Raw genomic sequence first — 14309 nt, 5'->3', positions numbered from 1 at the left:
GTTCAGCCTCGCATGAGCTGTTCCAGCATTTCCAGCACCCGGGTGGTGAGCTGAACGTATTGCTGGGGGATGAGCCGCAGCATGCCCGCGAGAACGAACAGGCCGAAGACGATGATGAGCGAAAAGCCCAGGGAGAACAGGTTGAAGGTGGGCGCCACGCGGTTGAGGAAGCCGAAGCCGATCTGCACCACCAGGGCCGAGAAGATCACCGGCAGCGCGAGCAGCAGCGCGGCCGAGAACACCCAGCCCACCTGAAGCGGCAGCACCGCCAGGGCCTGCGCGGGGATGCCCGCGCCCACCGGCCAGGCGCGAAAGCTGGCGCCCACGACGCCGTTGAAAACCAGGTGGCCGTCGACGGCGAAGAAGATCAGGATGGTGAGCACGTAGATGAGCCCGCTCACCACGTCGGAGGAGGCGCCGCTCATGGGATCGTTCATCTGCGCCATGGCCAGGCCCATCTGGCTGGAGGCCATGTAGCCCAGCAGCCCGAACACGGCCATGACCATCTGGAAGCCGAGGCCGATGATCAGGCCGATGGCCACCTGTTCGACGGTGATGACGATGCCCAGCAGCGAGAACGGCGAGACCGGCTGCGGCGGCGCGGCCACCGGCAACAGCACCACGGCCAGCGCCAGCGCCAGCAGCACGCGCACGGTGACGGGCACCAGGTTGTCGCCGATCACGGGCATGAAGCTGAGGACGGCCAGCACCCGGACGAAGGGCCACCACAGCGCCATGAGCGTGGCGAGCAGTTGGCCGAAGACGGGTTCCATGCGCGGCGCCCGGACTCAGAGCGCCAGCTGAGCCGCGCGCTCGAAGATGGCGCGCGCGTAGTCCATGAGCTTGCTGGTGAGCCAGGTGCCCATGACGATGATGGCCGCCAGCGTGACCAGCAGGCGGGGCAGGAAGCTCAGGGTCTGTTCGTTGATCTGCGTGGCGGCCTGGAACAGGCTCACCAGCACGCCCACGACCAGGCTGGGCGTGATCAGCACGGTGACGATCAGCACCACCAGCTTCAGGCACTCGGCCACCAGTTCGACGGCGATCTCGGGTGTCATCGCATCGCCCCTAGATCGCGCGCACGCTGGTCACCAGCGTGTTCACGGTGAGGGTCCAGCCGTCCACCAGCACGAAGAGCAGCAGCTTGAGCGGCAGCGAGATCACCAGCGGCGACAGCATCATCATGCCCATGGCCATCAGCACCGAGGACACCACCAGGTCGACGACCAGGAAGGGGATGAAGAGCATGCAGCCGATCATGAACGCCGTCTTGAGCTCGCTCAGCACGAAGGCGGCGAGCTTGACGGTGAAGGGGTGTTGGGCCGGGTCGCTTACCTCGGGCGCCCCCGAGAGCGTGGCGATCTGCTGCAACGAGGCCTGGCTGGTCTGCGCGAGCATGAAGCGCGAGAGCGGCGCCTCGGCCCGGTTCAGCGCTTCCTGCAGGCCGATGCTGCCCTGGTCGTAGGGCAGCATGGCCTCCGTCCAGATGCGATCGCCCACGGGGCGCATCACCAGCAGGGTGAGTATGAGCGCAATGCCGGTGAGCACGCGCGCCGGCAGGCCCTGCTGCAGGCCCAGGGCCTGGCGCAGCAGTGAGAGCACGATGATGAAGCGCGTGAAGCTGGTCATCATCAGGACCATGGCGGGCAGCAGGCCCAGCAGGGTCATGACGATCAGGATCTGCGTGCGGACGGTGTAGTCGGTGGTGTTGCCGTGGGTCGTGCTGCTGAAGACCTGCAGGCCGCCGCCCGCCGTGTTCGCCGCCTGCGCCAGCGCGCCCTCGGGCCAGGCGAGGGCGGCGAAAGCGAGCGCGGCGCTGCCGGCGGCGAGCGCCAGCCGCGCCGCGCCGCGCGGGCGGGCGATGGGGCTCATGGCGCGAAGCTGTCCAGGTCCAGGCCGCTCACTTCGAGGACCTTGAGGCCGTAGTTCTCGCCGCTGACCACCACCTCGGCCTTGCCGATGGCCACACCGTTGATCTTCATGGTGAGCGGTTCGCCGGCGAGCACGTCGAGCTCGACCACGCTGTCGGGGCGCAGCTGGGCCACGTCTTCCAGCGAGACCTCGGCCGAGCCGAGTTCCAGCGTGAGCGTGACGGGGATGCGGCGCATGAGCCGCCCCAGGCCCAGGGCCGCCGCCGCGGCCGGCGCGGGTGGCGCCGTCTCGGCCTGGCCGGCGCCGGCCATCTCCTGCATCACGGCGGCGAAGGCGTCGTCGCCGCCGGGCGCGGCGCTCAGGGCGTCGAGGGCGGGGGAATCAATGGACATGGTCAGACTTCCTGCAGTTGGGTCAGGCACAGGCGGCCCTTGTGCTCGACCACCAGGGCCTTGAGCACGGGCTTGTCCTGGATGCGCACGGTGGCACTTTCCAGCGGGATGGGGAGCACGTCGCCGGGCCGCAGGCCGAGCAGCTCGCCCAGGGGCAAGGTCTTCTGGGCGAGGCGCACGTCCAGGCGCAGCGGCAGCGCGCGGCGCAGGGCGGCGCTGTCGGCCGGGCGGGCCGCGCCCTGGCGGCGCGCGGGGGCGAGCTGGCGCAGCGCGGCGGCCAGGGTGTCGCTGTCGAGGGCGAACACCACCAGGCCCAGGGGCTCGGCGCCCGCGAGCACCTGCGCCCACAGGAACATCACCGGCCCGCTGATGGGGCAGCGCGCGCTGGACAGGTTCTGTTCGAGCCGCGGGGAGGGATCGCCGTCGGCCGCGGACCCGCCGCCGATGCGGTGCACCAGCGCTTCGGTGAGCACCTGGCCGAGCTGGGCGGCCAGGCGCTGCTCGGTGGCGGTCTCCAGCGCCGGCACGCAGCGCGCGCCGAGCGCCCAGTCGCTGGAGCCGTAGCGGCGCGCCAGCAGGGCGGTGAGGGCGGAGCGTTCGATGGCGAAGGCGCTGCGGCCCAGGTGGCTGTGGTAGCTGGCCCAGCGCAGCGGCGTTTCGATGGGGGTGGACCGGCCGTGCGACACGCCGCCCAAGCGCACCGGTGCGCCCACGCGACCGGGGAAGGCGGTGGCCAGGCCGTGGTCCAGGTCCTGCTGGGTGAGCTGGAACAGCGAGTCGAGGGCGTGGATGGGACGGCCGAGTTCGCAGGGGTCGAGCGCGGACAGGCGCGCGCCCGCGGCCGGTGGGAGGATGTGCGAGACGTGGCCCATGCGGCGCTCAGATCGGCAGCTTCATGAGCTCGTCGAAGGCGCCGACGACCTTGTTGCGCACCTGCATCATCATGTTGAAGTTGAGGCTGGCTTCCTGGCTCTTGAGCATGGCGCCGACCAGGTCGTTGCTGCGGCCGCTCTCCACCGCACCGACGGCGGCCTGCGCGGCGTGGCCCTTGTCGTCCGCGGCCCGCAGCAGGCCGCCCACGTGCTGGGTGAAGGACGGCCCCTGGGCGGCGCCCGACGGCAGCACCTCGGTGAGTTGGGCCTGCGCGGCCTGCATCTGCTGCAGGCTGGCCTGAATGGAGGAGAGCATCGACGGGTTCAATTGGGGCCCCTGGAAGGTTTATTTGTGATTTGTGGAAATGTATTGCCGCGAATCGTAATATGGACGGATGACGCGTCAAGCGAACGGCCACGCGCCAGCGGTGCCGGTGGGATGAACGGTGGGACGCAGGCGCCTGACGGCGACGGCCGTGCGGCGCGGCGCCGACGCCCGGCGCGGGCTCAGAGCTGGATCTGGACGTGCGGCAAGAAGCGCACGCTCGCGTCCTCGAAGCGCTTCTTGTCGTAGCGCAGGGTGGCGGCCCAGAGCACGATCGAAGGGTCGATGGCCGGGTTGACCGGGTGCACGATGCAGCGCACGGCCTTCTCGTGCTGGAAGGTCTTGGCCACGCAGTCGGGGAACTTCAGCGCCAGATCGACCAGGGAGTCGTCGGCCACGGCGGCGCGGCGCGTGCCGGTGTCGCGCACGATCCACTCCACCCACTGGTCGCGCAGCTCGTCGCGTAGGGCGGCGCCGATGCGGTCGAAATGGATCCAGCCGGTCTCCTGCACCGTGTCGCGGCGCGCCTGTTCGCGCGTGAGGTGGAAGTTGTCCACGCGGTAGTTCAGGTCGACCATGAGCACGCGGTTGAGTCCGGCCGCGCGCTGGTGCTCCTGCGTCCAGCGCGCGGCGGCCACCAGCGCCGCCTGCTTGGCGCTGGCGCCGTAGACCCCGGTGATGAGTCCGGCCGAGCGTTCGCTGCTCTGGCCCGCGAAGCCCAGGCCGCAGTCTCGCAGGCGGATGCGCTCGGGCACGTCGCGCGTGTGGGCCAGGAAGGACAGCTGCACCATGTCGCGTTGCTTGGCCACCATGCGCGTCTCCGTTGTCGTGGGGCGCTCAGGCCCGGCGGGCCGCGGCCTGGCGCGCGGCGGGGGCCGCCGGGGCGGCGGCCTTCTTCGATTTCACACCGGGTTTGCGTCCGGTCTTCTCGCGCGTGGGCGGGTGCTCGGGCGTGGGGATGCGGAATTCGGTGTCGAGGTCCACGCCGCGCAGGGCCCAGACCTTCTTCGCCACGCGCTCGAGCACCTCGCGCGGATCGTCCACCTGCTTGAGCTTGCTCAGGATGCACTCGATCACGGCGTAGGCGGGCAGGTCGGTGTCGTTGCGGCGGCGGTCGTCGGACAGCCACTGGTACTGGCGCGCCGAAGAGCGGCCGAAGATCTTGGCGAAGCGTGTGCCCAGGTCCACGCGCGCCCAGGTTTCCAGCTCGGTGCCAAGAAAGGGCGCCAGCGCCGGGTCGTACATGAGGTGGAACAGTTCCTTGATGGAGTAGCGCGCCCAGCCCCGCTCGCGCGGGATTTCCTCGTACAGGCGGATGAGCAGCTCCAGCGCCTCGGGCAGCAGGGGCAGGGCGCACATCTTGTTGTAGTGGTTGGAGTTGCGGAACCCCAGCGCGTACTGCGCGTCGTGCTTGGACAGGTTGTTCTCGCCGCGCCATTCCTCGATGTCCAGCCCCATCATGGGCCGCTGGGCGCGTGGCCGGGACAGATCGACCAAGGGTCGCTTGAGGGCGGTTGCGTTCATGTCTCGTCTCGCCGGGGTGTGGCCCCGGGCGGCTCGGGTCTTGTGGACTTCCCACTTCGCGGAGTTTACTTTCAACAAAGTGAGTTAGTGAGCGCCGACGCCGCGGCCAGGCCGCTGGCGGACGAGCGGCGCGGCGCGCCGGCCTCAGGCGCGCAGGGGCTCTAGCAGGCCGAAGGCGCTGTTGGCCCGCATCTCGAGGAAGCCGCCCGCGCACATGCGGGCGGTGTAGAACTGCTCGAAGCTGGCGACCGGGCCCAGGCCGTCCACGAAGCTGCGGTAGGCGGTCCACAGCTGCTCGAACAGTTCGGGCGGGCAGGGATAGCGGCGGAACACGTCCTGCAGGCGGCTGCGCTCGTAGCGCCAATGCAGCTCCTGCGGATCGCCCTCGGTGGCGGCGCGCTCGATGCGCGCACCCAGTTCCTCGAAGGCCAGCAGGCGCTGCAGGTCGAGCCGGATGGTGGGGCCGCCGGGCTCCAGCGGGCGGGCGCCACCATCGGCTTCACCGGGGGCGGGCGCCACGGTGCCGCACAGCTGGCCGTGGTGGGCGACGGCGCGGCGCGCCACCACCCAGGCGGCGTTGCCCAGAACCGCGGCGCCGCGCGCGTCCAGGTCGGGCAGCGAGAGCTGGACCCGGCCGGGCAGGCGCCGCGAAGGCTCGGCGCGCAGCTCCACCACCAGGAAGAGCACGGCCTCGGCGTATAGGCGCAGCACGCTCTGGCGGTCCCCGCGCGGCGCCCCGGTGTCGGGCATGCCGCGCCCCTGGACCACCTCGCCGCTGGCGTCGTGCGGGCGGGTGCTGAGGTGCATGGAGAGGCGTTCCAGCGGCACGCGGGGTGGGCGCAGCTGCTCCACGGCCCAGGCCAGCGCGCGGGCCGGCTCCTTCCATTCACCGTGCATGACCGCCTCCCGGGCGCCGCGCACGCGCGGCGACGCCGGCCGAATTTATGGTTCGCGGATATATGCACATGCAAATCATTATTCACCAAAACGGCGAATGGTGCACGGTTCAGCGGCGGAAGTGTTGTTCGAGCTCGGTGAGCACGCCATCGATGCCCTGCAGCGTGCCCGCGAGGTCGCGGCAGAGCTGCAGCCATTCCTGGCGTTGGGCGGCGTGCTGGGGGTCGGTGTCGGCGGCGATGAGCTGCACCGTGGCCTCGAGGTCGGTGCCGGCGCGCTGGCGCAGGCCCATGGCGTGGATGAACAGGCCGCGCGCGGTTTCCTGGGTGTCGCCCATGGCGGCGCGGGTGTCGCCGCTGCTGGTCATCACGTCGGCCATCAGCAGGTTGCGGATGGTCTCCAGCGTGCCGGTCAGGTGGCGCATGCGCTCGCAGACGGCGACGAGCTTCTCGAAAGCGTTTTCCATGGCCCATCGACCTTAGCGCAGTGGGCGGTCGGTGTCCTGTGAAGGGGATCACGGGGCGCGCCGGGCGGATCGGCGGAGGGGCGCCCGCGGGGGATCAGTCCTCGCGCGCCTCCGCTTCGCGCGGCACGAAATCCACGTCGCGGCCGTCGCAGAGCAGTTGGCGGATGCGCACCGGCGCGCCGTGTTCGTCGAAGCACACCAGGCCGATGCCGCTGCCATTGAGCAGGCGCCGGCCGTGTGGTGTGCCCTCTGGCTTGCGCGGCGTGACCTTCATGTGCCGGCGCCGCGTGAAGCGGTTGAGTGGCGAGCGCGGCGAGAACAACCAGCGGTTGAGGTGGTCGAGCTTGTCGAGCAGGCCATCGGGGAAGCTGTTGCGCAAGCCGCTGCTGCAGATCTGCCAGATGTGCGGGCCCGGGTGGTCCATGGTCTGGCGCCGCCCGCGCGGGCGCAGTTGCACGTCGTAGACGAAGGAGTAGTGCACGTCGCCCGACAGCACCACGAAGGTCTGGGGGGTCTTCGGGTGGCGGAAGATGTTGAGCATGGCGCTGGCCGCGCCGGGGTGCGACATCCAGTTCTCGGCGTCCACCAGCAGCGGGTGGCCGAAGAAGCTGAAGACCCGTTGCACCGTTTCGATGAGCTTGACGCCGAAGATGGGGGCCGAGGCCACCAGCAGCACGGCGGGGTGGCCGCGCAGGGCCTGCTGCAGATCGGTGAGGGCTTCCCAGTCCATCAGACCCGAGGGCCGGCGCGGCGAGACCTCGGACCGCCAGCGGTGGGTGCGGCTGTCCAGCACCATCAGCGGCGGCGTGGTGGGCCACACGTAGTGCCAGTCGCGCCAGTGCAGCAAGCGCTCGATGAGCGCCTCGTGCGCCTCACCGCCGGGCTCGTCGAGCGCGGCCTGCGTCTGCTGCAGGAGTGTGTCGCCACCGAAGGCCTCGGGCCGGTTGCCCCAGGCCTGGTTGAGCAGATAGGCGACGAGCGCATTGCCGATGACGCGGCGCGAGAAGGGGTGGCCGTAGGCGACGTCCTCCCACTCGCGGCTGAGGTTCCAGTCGTCGGTGACGTCGTGGTCGTCGAAGACCATGGCCACGGGCAGGTGGGCGAGCGCACGCCGTGCGGCGGCCAGGCCTTGCTGGAAACCCGCGATGGCGCGCGATTCGCTCGCGTAGCGTTCGGCGTTCTCTTCGTCCAGTCCGGGCGGTGGCGACAGATCCAGGCCCTGCCAGGGCAGGGGCGACCAGGCCAGCAGGTACATGGCCAGCACCTCGCCCAGGGTGATGAGGTGGTTGTGCGCGTTGTCGGTGGTGAAGATGGGCTTCTTCACGCCCTCGAACACCAGGTCGATCAGCCGCTCGCTCTTGGGCGTTCGGGGCAGCAGCCGCTCGCGCCGGTAGTAGGTGTCGGGGTGGGCAAGCAGGTCGCTGGTGCAGCGCACCGCGCTGCCGTCGGCGCCGGCGATGGCCTCTTCGCGCAGGCCCAGGCGCCGCATGAGGCCGTGGATGGCGCGCAGCATGGGGCCGGCCACGTCGTCGCAATAGACCTGGTCGCCGCTGAGCACGAGGGCGGAGGGCCACGGCGTGGTCTCGCTGACCGCCCCGCTCAGCAGCTGATCGAGGTGCGCGTCGGCGCGCGCCAGGCCGTCGCCGCCGCCCGCGTGGTGGGGCTTGCGACAGGAGCCATGCAGCAGCGCGCGCACCTCGGGCGCGAAGCGCAGGCCCGGGGTGTCGCGGCCGGGGTAGCTGAGGGCGGGGTCGTCGAGCGCGGTCCAGGTGCCGTCGGCGTGGCCGAACTCAAAGCGGTAGCCGGTCCAGGCGCCGGGCACCAGATCGGCGTCGAGTTCGAGATCGACCAGTAGGATCGCCAGGCGCTCGCCGGCGCGCAGGGTGTGCACGGCGGGGCTGTGGGTGGTGGGGGGGCCATCCTCCGGCAGGAGGGTGAGGCGCACGCGCGCGGGGGCCTGGCTGCAGGCCAGCCACCAGGCGATGCGCCGCGCCTGCACGCGGCGCAGCACGGGTCCCGCGAGCACGGGCGGCAGGGAATCGGGTGAAGCCTCGGTCATGCGCGGACATTGTGGCGGGCCTGTGTGAAGCCGGCCGCGGCGCGCCAGCGGCAGGGGCGCCGGCTCACGCCGCCTGCCGCAGCGTCTGCACCAGCACGCGGTGCAGCGCGTCCACCGCGGGCGAGCCGCGCGAGGCGCGGCTGCGGTAGGCCGCCACGGCCATGGGCGCGAGCGGCCCCAGCCCGTGTTCGGGGCCCAGCACCTGCAGGTGCGGTGGCGCGCTGCACTGCGTGAGCACGGCCACCGCCAGGCCGCTCTCCACCGCCGCGATCTGGCCCGCCAGGCTGGAGCTGTGGTACACGACCCGGTGCCGGCGGCCCTGCAGCGACAGCGTGGTCAGGGCGTGCTTGCGCGCCAGGCTGCTGTCCTCGTACACCGCGATTGGCAGGGGGTCGCGGCGCCAGACGTCGAACTGCGGAGAGCCCACCCACACCAGCGGTTCGTGGAACAGCAGGCTGCCGCGCTGCGCGTGGTCGCGCGAGACCAGGGCGAGGTCCAGTTCGCCGCGGGCCACGCGGGGGATCAGCCGGGTCGATTGCTCGCAATCGAGTTCGATCTCCACCGCCGCGTGCCGCGCGGCGAAGCGCTTGAGCACGGGGGTGAGGTAGCGCGCGGCGTAGTCGTCTGGCACACCCAGGTGCACGCGGCCCATCAGGGTGTCGGGGCGCAGGGCGGCGCGGGCCTCGGCGTGCAGGTCGAGCAGGCGGCGCGCGTAACCCAGCAGGGCCTGGCCATCGGGCGTGAGCTCGAGCCGGCGCGGTCCGCGCAGCAGCAGCGGCCGGCCCACCGCGCGCTCCAGTTTCTGCAGTTGCATGCTCACCGCCGACTGCGAGCGGCTCACCTCGGGCGCGGCGGCCGAAAGCGAGCCCGCGTCGACCACGGCGACGAAACACTTGAGCCAGTCGATCTGCAGGTCGTCGGCGCGCATGAATCTGGTTATCGAATGAAAGTCATGCGAATTATCCGCTTCTCGAAAAATTGTCTGGAGCCCACAGTGCGGGCATGGACGCCCCTGAACACACGGAACGCTTGGCCGCCTGGCGCATGGCCGCGGGCGGCCTCATCCTGGGCACGCTGGGCGTGTTCCTGCTGGAGTCGGGCAGTGACCCGGCCTCGGCCGCCTGGTTCCGCTGCGCCTTCGGGCTGCTGGCGCTCACGCTGTGGGCCTGGGCCGCGCGGCGGGCGCCGCTGTGGCGCCTGCCGGCCGGCACGGTGGGGCGCGTGGCGCTCGCCGCCGGCCTGGTGGTGCTGAGCTGGGTGGTGTTCTTCGCGGCCATCCAGCGCCTGTCGGTGGGTCTGGCCACGGTGGTCTTTCACGTGCAGCCGCTGTGCCTGATGGTGGCCGGCGCCTGGTGGCTGGGCGAGCCCTTGCCGCGCGCCCGCCTGGCCGCCGCGCTGCTGGCCCTGCTGGGGCTGTCGCTGGCCACGGGCCTGGTGGGTGGGGTCGGGGCCGCGGTGTCGATGGCCGGCGTGGGCCTGTGCCTGGTGGCCGTGGTGGGCCAGACGGTGGTGGGCCTGCTGCTGCGCGCGCGCACGCCGGTGCCGCCGCTGGCCCTGGCCTGGTGGCAGTGCGCCGTGGGCGCGCTGGCCTTGTGGCCCTGGGTGCTGGTGGCGGGCTGGCCCGCCTGGGGCCCGGCCTGGGGCTGGCTGGCGGCGCTGGGCGTGGTGCACACGGGGCTGGCCTATGTGCTCATCTATGGCGGCATGGCCCGGCTGACCACCTCGCGCACCGCCTTGCTGCAGTTTGTCTACCCCGGCGCCACGCTGGTGTGCGACGCCCTGGTCTATGGACGCTGGCTCGCACCGGGGCAGCTGGTGGGCGTGGCGCTGATGGCGCTGGCCCTGTGGTGGGGCAGCCGCCCCGCGCGCGGCGGCGCGGGCGGCGCCACGGACCTCACTCTTCCAGAAGGGCGCGCAGCATCCACGCGGTCTGCTCGTGCACGGTGAGGCGCTGCACCAGCAGGTCGGCGGTGGGCTCGTCGTTGGCCTTGTCGACCAGGTCGAACATGGCGCGCGCGGTGCGCGCCGCGCCCTCGTGGCCCTTGGCCAGGATGGCCACCATCTCCAGCGCCTTGGGCGGCGCGGACGGCGCGTCGGGCAGCGAGCTGAGCTTGGCGAACTCGGCGTAGCTGCCGGGCGCCACATGGCCCAGCGAGCGGATGCGCTCGGCGATCGGGTCCACCGCGTTCCACAGCTCGGTGTACTGCTGCATGAACATCGCGTGCAGGCTGTTGAACATGGGGCCGGTCACGTTCCAGTGGAAGTTGTGCGTGGTCAGGTACAGCGTGTAGGTGTCGGCCAGCAGGTGGCTCAGGCCCTTGGCGATGGCGGCGCGGTCCTTCTCGCTGATGCCGATGTTCACGGCCATGACGGGTTTGGCGGTCTTCTTGCTCATGGATGCGGGCTCCTGTAAGGGTGAACGACGGCCGTAGCTTATCGCCGCTGGCGTGTCGCCACGTTGACCGGGGTCAAGCGCGGCTCAGCGCCGCTGGGCCCAGCCGTGGTCGAGCGGGCCGTGGCCGTGGCCCAGGCGCCAGCCGGCCGAGGCCCGCAGCGCCGCGCGCACGTACTCGCGCGCGGCGGCCACGGCCTCGCGCAGGGTGTCACCGCGCGCCAGGCCGCAGGCGATGGCGCTGGACAGGGTGCAGCCGGTGCCGTGGGTGTTCGGTGTGTCGATGCGCTCGCCGCTCCAGCGCGCGACGCCCGAGCCGTCGAGCAGCAGGTCGGTGAGCACCGGGCCGCTCAGGTGACCGCCCTTGAGCAGCACGCCGCGCGCGCCCATGGCGCGCAGCTCGTGCGCGGCGCCTTCCAGGGCGTCGGCGTCGGGGATGGCGTGGCCCACGAACCAGCCGGCTTCGTCGAGGTTGGGCGTGATCACGGTGGCGCGCGGAAACAGCTCGGCCACCAGCACGGCCACGGTTTCCTGGGCGATGAGGCGGTCGCCGCTGGTGGCCACCATCACCGGGTCGAGCACCACGCGCTCCAGGCGGTGGCGGTCGATGGCGCGCGCCACGGCGCGCACCACCTCGGGGTCGTGCAGCATGCCGATCTTCACCGCGTCCACGCCGATGTCCTCCACCACGGCGTCGATCTGCTGTTCGAGCAGCGCCGGGGGCAGGGCCTGGATGGCGCGCACGCCCTGGGTGTTCTGCGCGGTGATGGCGGTGATGGCGGTCATGCCGAAGCAGCCGAGCGCGCTCATGGTCTTGAGGTCGGCCTGGATGCCGGCACCGCCGCCGGAGTCGCTGCCGGCGATGCTGAGGACGCGGGGGGGATGAAGGTTCATGTCGCAGGTTCCTGCCCGGGGTCCGAGGGGACCGCAGCGGGCGTGCCCGATTGTTCCATCTGTTCGGGTTCGCCTGTCGTCACGGCGCCCCAGCCCGGTCTCGCCCGAGGCGCCGCGGCTTCCGGGGCGCATCGCCGGCCTGGCGCGGCCTGTCCGCGGGCGCGCGGCGGTGAAGGGTGTTCCGTTTCGACACACAACGGGCGTAGGTGAGGGTGGGGTATTGCCCCGCCGCTTGTGGCGCGGCGGACACCACACCCACAATGGTTCGGCCCGGCACGACCGGGTTCCACCAACGAGGAGACACATGACCCAAGGCCGATGGCACGGCCGGCAGGAGCGACGTCGCGGCCAACGATGGCACGACGCCATGTCGGTGATCGCCCAACCCCTGACCGGTGCCGAAATCGACAACCTGGCCACCTGGTACCTGGCTACGCCACCGAGCGTGCAGCGGCCATGAGGGCGCTTCGTCAAACCGTGCCGGGCGCCTGGCTCTGCTTGTGCGGTGGCGCGCTGGCCCAGGCGGTGCCCGCCCCCGATGGCGGTGCACTCGCGCCCGTGGTGATCACGGGCAACGCCAGTGCCGCGCAGCGCTGGCTGGGCAGTGCCAGCGTGGACGTGATCGATGGCAGCGAGCTGCGCGACGGGCAACTGCAGATCAACCTGTCCGAGGGCCTGGGGCGTGTGCCGGGGCTGGTCATTCGCCAGCGCGAGAACTACGCGCAGGACCTGCAGGTGTCGATCCGCGGCTACGGGGCGCGCGCCACCTTCGGCGTGCGCGGCGTGCGCTTGTTCGTCGATGGGATCCCCGCCAGCGCGCCCGACGGATCGGGCCAGGCGGCCAACTTCCCGCTGGGCAGCGCCGACCGCATCGAGGTGGTTCGCGGTCCCTTCGCCGCGCTGTACGGCGCCTCCAGCGGCGGCGCCATCCTGCTCTACACACAGGACGGCACGCGCCCAGGCGAGTGGCGGACCGGCCTGGCCGTCGGGCCCCATGGGCTCTGGCGCCTGTCCACGCAGGTGGCGGGGCAGACCGGCACGGCGGCCTCACCCGGCTGGTCCTATCTGCTCGACGTGGGCCGTTTCGAGACCGACGGCCAGCGGCCGCAATCGGCCGCGCGGCGCAGCACGGCCAATGCCAAGCTGTCGCGCGCGCACGAGGGCGGCCGCACCACGCTGGTGTTCAACCGCCAGAGCGCTTTTTCGTACGACCCCCTGGGCCTGTCGCGCGCGCAGTTCGACGCCGACCCCGAGCAGACCGATGCCAGCGCGATCAACTTCAACACGCGCAAGTCGGTGTCGCAGACGCAGGCCGGCCTGGCCTGGGACCAGTCGCTGGGCGGTGGGCACCGCATCGAGCTCATGGGCTACGCGGGCCAGCGCCGCGTGGTGCAGTTCCAGTCCATTCCCACCGGCGCGCAGGCCGCGCCGGGCAGCTCGGGCGGGGTGATCGACCTGGACCGCGACTACTGGGGCTTCAACGCGCGCTGGCGCCTGAAAACCGATTGGCAGGGCGGTGCGCTGGACCTGAGCGCGGGACTGGCCATGGACCGCCAGAGCGACGCGCGCCGTGGCTACAACAACTTCGTGGGCACCACCCTGGGCGTGCAAGGCATCCTGCGCCGCGACGAGAGCAACCGCGCCGACACGCTGGATCCGTATCTGCGCGCCGCGTGGACGCGTGAGGACTGGACGCTCGAGGGCGGCGTGCGCCGTGTGCGCACGCACTTCGAGTCGAGCGACCGCTTCCTCGCCAATGGCGACGACAGCGGCAGCGCGCGCTACAGCGGCACACTGCCCGTGGTCGGCGCGCGCTGGCGCATCGCACCGAACCTGCAGGCCTTCGGCAGCGTGGGGCGGGGGCTCGAAACGCCCACGCTCAACGAGGCCGCCTACCGCAGCGGCGGCGGCGCCGGCCTCAACACCGACCTGAACGCCGCGCGCAGCACCAGCGCCGAGATCGGCTTGCGTGGGCGCCACGCCAACGGCGTGTGGAACGCCACGCTGTTCGACATTCGCACGCGCGACGAGATCGTGGTGCAGAACAACACCGGCGGGCGCTCGACTTTCCAGAACGCCGGCCGCACCGAACGCCAGGGCCTGGAGCTGGCCGGTGAATGGGCCCTGGGCGAGTTCGCGCTGACGGGCGCCTACACCGCCATGAGCGCGCGCTACCGCGACGGCTTCCTCACCTGCACCGCGACCCTGTGCCCCAACGTGAACCCGCCCACCCCCATCCCCGCGGGCCGGCGCATGCCGGGCCTGCCGGCGCAACAGGTGTTCGCGCAACTGGCGTGGACGCCGCGCTGGGCCGCGCCCGTGGGCGGCGTGTTCACGCTGGAGGCCCGGCGCAGTGGACGCGTGTTCGTGAACGACCTCAACACCGACGCGGCCGAGGCCTACACCCTGTTCGCGCTGGGCGCGCGCTTCGAACAATCCACGGGGCCCTGGACCTGGCGCCAGTTCCTGCGCCTGGACAACCTGACGGACCGCCGCCACGCAGGCTCGGTCATCGTCAACGAAGGCAATGGCCGCTTCTTCGAGCCGGGCGCGGGGCGCTCGCTGTCGGCGGGCGTCGAGCTCACGCGGCGCTTCTAGGCCGACACCCCGCCATCG

The 14309-nt window shown here is 71.6% G+C and carries 17 protein-coding genes; 3 read left to right on the top strand and 14 right to left on the bottom strand.

The features are described from left to right. Positions 1 to 2: 2 nt before the first annotated feature. From fliR to JNX00_RS18370, 12 genes are all read right to left on the bottom strand, one after another. Complete coding sequence (fliR, locus tag JNX00_RS18425; RefSeq protein ID WP_204743108.1) at positions 3 to 773, bottom strand: flagellar biosynthetic protein FliR; 771 nt, start codon at positions 771 to 773, stop codon at positions 3 to 5. Between the two features lie 15 nt (positions 774 to 788). Next, positions 789 to 1058, bottom strand: coding sequence for a flagellar biosynthesis protein FliQ (gene fliQ / locus JNX00_RS18420; RefSeq protein WP_070400704.1), 270 nt, complete (start codon positions 1056 to 1058; stop codon positions 789 to 791). Between the two features lie 10 nt (positions 1059 to 1068). Further along, positions 1069 to 1863 (bottom strand): flagellar type III secretion system pore protein FliP, encoded by a 795-nt coding sequence (gene fliP / locus JNX00_RS18415; protein ID WP_204745097.1) that lies wholly within the window; start codon positions 1861 to 1863, stop codon positions 1069 to 1071. Between the two features lie 5 nt (positions 1864 to 1868). Beyond that, positions 1869 to 2264: a FliM/FliN family flagellar motor switch protein gene (locus JNX00_RS18410; RefSeq protein WP_204743107.1), complete on the bottom strand. Its 396-nt coding sequence runs from the start codon at positions 2262 to 2264 to the stop codon at positions 1869 to 1871. Between the two features lie 2 nt (positions 2265 to 2266). Beyond that, a complete protein-coding gene (locus JNX00_RS18405; RefSeq protein ID WP_070400702.1) occupies positions 2267 to 3136 on the bottom strand; it encodes a FliM/FliN family flagellar motor C-terminal domain-containing protein in 870 nt (289 codons plus the stop codon). A 7-nt stretch (positions 3137 to 3143) separates the two neighbouring features. Then, positions 3144 to 3452: a flagellar hook-basal body complex protein FliE gene (locus JNX00_RS18400; RefSeq protein WP_204743106.1), complete on the bottom strand. Its 309-nt coding sequence runs from the start codon at positions 3450 to 3452 to the stop codon at positions 3144 to 3146. 191 nt (positions 3453 to 3643) lie between these two features. Next, positions 3644 to 4273 carry a hypothetical protein gene (locus JNX00_RS18395; RefSeq protein ID WP_204743105.1) on the bottom strand — a complete coding sequence of 210 codons (630 nt, stop codon included), beginning with the start codon at positions 4271 to 4273 and terminating at the stop codon, positions 3644 to 3646. A 25-nt stretch (positions 4274 to 4298) separates the two neighbouring features. Further along, the gene (locus JNX00_RS18390; RefSeq protein ID WP_139147112.1) at positions 4299 to 4985 is read right to left on the bottom strand and encodes a hypothetical protein; all 687 of its coding nucleotides are present in this window, start codon (positions 4983 to 4985) and stop codon (positions 4299 to 4301) included. A gap of 144 nt (positions 4986 to 5129) precedes the next feature. Next, positions 5130 to 5882 (bottom strand): hypothetical protein, encoded by a 753-nt coding sequence (locus tag JNX00_RS18385; protein ID WP_204743104.1) that lies wholly within the window; start codon positions 5880 to 5882, stop codon positions 5130 to 5132. A gap of 109 nt (positions 5883 to 5991) precedes the next feature. Then, positions 5992 to 6348 carry a hypothetical protein gene (locus tag JNX00_RS18380; RefSeq protein WP_116959933.1) on the bottom strand — a complete coding sequence of 119 codons (357 nt, stop codon included), beginning with the start codon at positions 6346 to 6348 and terminating at the stop codon, positions 5992 to 5994. Between the two features lie 94 nt (positions 6349 to 6442). After that, on the bottom strand, positions 6443 to 8407 hold the full coding sequence (locus tag JNX00_RS18375) for an alkaline phosphatase family protein (protein WP_204743103.1): 1965 nt from the start codon (positions 8405 to 8407) through the stop codon (positions 6443 to 6445). 64 nt (positions 8408 to 8471) lie between these two features. After that, a complete protein-coding gene (locus JNX00_RS18370; protein ID WP_070400695.1) occupies positions 8472 to 9335 on the bottom strand; it encodes a LysR substrate-binding domain-containing protein in 864 nt (287 codons plus the stop codon). A gap of 74 nt (positions 9336 to 9409) precedes the next feature. On the opposite strand from JNX00_RS18370, the gene JNX00_RS18365 reads away from it, so the two are divergent. Next, on the top strand, positions 9410 to 10354 hold the full coding sequence (locus JNX00_RS18365) for a DMT family transporter (protein WP_083293307.1): 945 nt from the start codon (positions 9410 to 9412) through the stop codon (positions 10352 to 10354). Here JNX00_RS18365 and JNX00_RS18360 read toward each other — a convergent pair. Both JNX00_RS18360 and thiD read right to left on the bottom strand, forming a co-directional pair. Then, positions 10302 to 10802 (bottom strand): Dps family protein, encoded by a 501-nt coding sequence (locus JNX00_RS18360; RefSeq protein ID WP_070400693.1) that lies wholly within the window; start codon positions 10800 to 10802, stop codon positions 10302 to 10304. The two genes, JNX00_RS18365 and JNX00_RS18360, sit on opposite strands and share 53 nt — an antisense overlap. Before the next feature lie 84 nt (positions 10803 to 10886). Further along, complete coding sequence (gene thiD, locus JNX00_RS18355; protein ID WP_070400692.1) at positions 10887 to 11693, bottom strand: bifunctional hydroxymethylpyrimidine kinase/phosphomethylpyrimidine kinase; 807 nt, start codon at positions 11691 to 11693, stop codon at positions 10887 to 10889. Between the two features lie 304 nt (positions 11694 to 11997). Here thiD and JNX00_RS18350 point away from each other — a divergent pair, with 304 nt between their 5' ends. Continuing rightward, positions 11998 to 12153: a hypothetical protein gene (locus tag JNX00_RS18350; RefSeq protein ID WP_175442883.1), complete on the top strand. Its 156-nt coding sequence runs from the start codon at positions 11998 to 12000 to the stop codon at positions 12151 to 12153. Continuing rightward, positions 12150 to 14291 carry a TonB-dependent receptor gene (locus JNX00_RS18345; protein WP_239478178.1) on the top strand — a complete coding sequence of 714 codons (2142 nt, stop codon included), beginning with the start codon at positions 12150 to 12152 and terminating at the stop codon, positions 14289 to 14291. The genes JNX00_RS18350 and JNX00_RS18345 overlap by 4 nt, the downstream gene beginning before the upstream one ends. Positions 14292 to 14309: the final 18 nt, after the last annotated feature.

Source organism: Hydrogenophaga sp. YM1, assembly GCF_016903055.1.
Lineage (GTDB): Bacteria > Pseudomonadota > Gammaproteobacteria > Burkholderiales > Burkholderiaceae_C > Hydrogenophaga > Hydrogenophaga borbori.
Note: the sequence above shows the minus strand (reverse complement) of the source record. Positions and strands in the feature narration are given on the sequence as shown.

Coding starts and splice junctions, on each gene's coding strand:
- fliR (WP_204743108.1), bottom strand. CDS start 773: ATGGAACCCGTCTTCGGCCAACTGCTCGCCACGCTCATGGCGCTGTGG.
- fliQ (WP_070400704.1), bottom strand. CDS start 1,058: ATGACACCCGAGATCGCCGTCGAACTGGTGGCCGAGTGCCTGAAGCTG.
- JNX00_RS18410 (WP_204743107.1), bottom strand. CDS start 2,264: ATGTCCATTGATTCCCCCGCCCTCGACGCCCTGAGCGCCGCGCCCGGC.
- JNX00_RS18405 (WP_070400702.1), bottom strand. CDS start 3,136: ATGGGCCACGTCTCGCACATCCTCCCACCGGCCGCGGGCGCGCGCCTG.
- JNX00_RS18400 (WP_204743106.1), bottom strand. CDS start 3,452: ATGCTCTCCTCCATTCAGGCCAGCCTGCAGCAGATGCAGGCCGCGCAG.
- JNX00_RS18395 (WP_204743105.1), bottom strand. CDS start 4,273: ATGGTGGCCAAGCAACGCGACATGGTGCAGCTGTCCTTCCTGGCCCAC.
- JNX00_RS18390 (WP_139147112.1), bottom strand. CDS start 4,985: ATGAACGCAACCGCCCTCAAGCGACCCTTGGTCGATCTGTCCCGGCCA.
- JNX00_RS18385 (WP_204743104.1), bottom strand. CDS start 5,882: ATGCACGGTGAATGGAAGGAGCCGGCCCGCGCGCTGGCCTGGGCCGTG.
- JNX00_RS18380 (WP_116959933.1), bottom strand. CDS start 6,348: ATGGAAAACGCTTTCGAGAAGCTCGTCGCCGTCTGCGAGCGCATGCGC.
- JNX00_RS18375 (WP_204743103.1), bottom strand. CDS start 8,407: ATGACCGAGGCTTCACCCGATTCCCTGCCGCCCGTGCTCGCGGGACCC.
- JNX00_RS18370 (WP_070400695.1), bottom strand. CDS start 9,335: ATGCGCGCCGACGACCTGCAGATCGACTGGCTCAAGTGTTTCGTCGCC.
- JNX00_RS18365 (WP_083293307.1), top strand. CDS start 9,410: ATGGACGCCCCTGAACACACGGAACGCTTGGCCGCCTGGCGCATGGCC.
- JNX00_RS18360 (WP_070400693.1), bottom strand. CDS start 10,802: ATGAGCAAGAAGACCGCCAAACCCGTCATGGCCGTGAACATCGGCATC.
- thiD (WP_070400692.1), bottom strand. CDS start 11,693: ATGAACCTTCATCCCCCCCGCGTCCTCAGCATCGCCGGCAGCGACTCC.
- JNX00_RS18350 (WP_175442883.1), top strand. CDS start 11,998: ATGACCCAAGGCCGATGGCACGGCCGGCAGGAGCGACGTCGCGGCCAA.
- JNX00_RS18345 (WP_239478178.1), top strand. CDS start 12,150: ATGAGGGCGCTTCGTCAAACCGTGCCGGGCGCCTGGCTCTGCTTGTGC.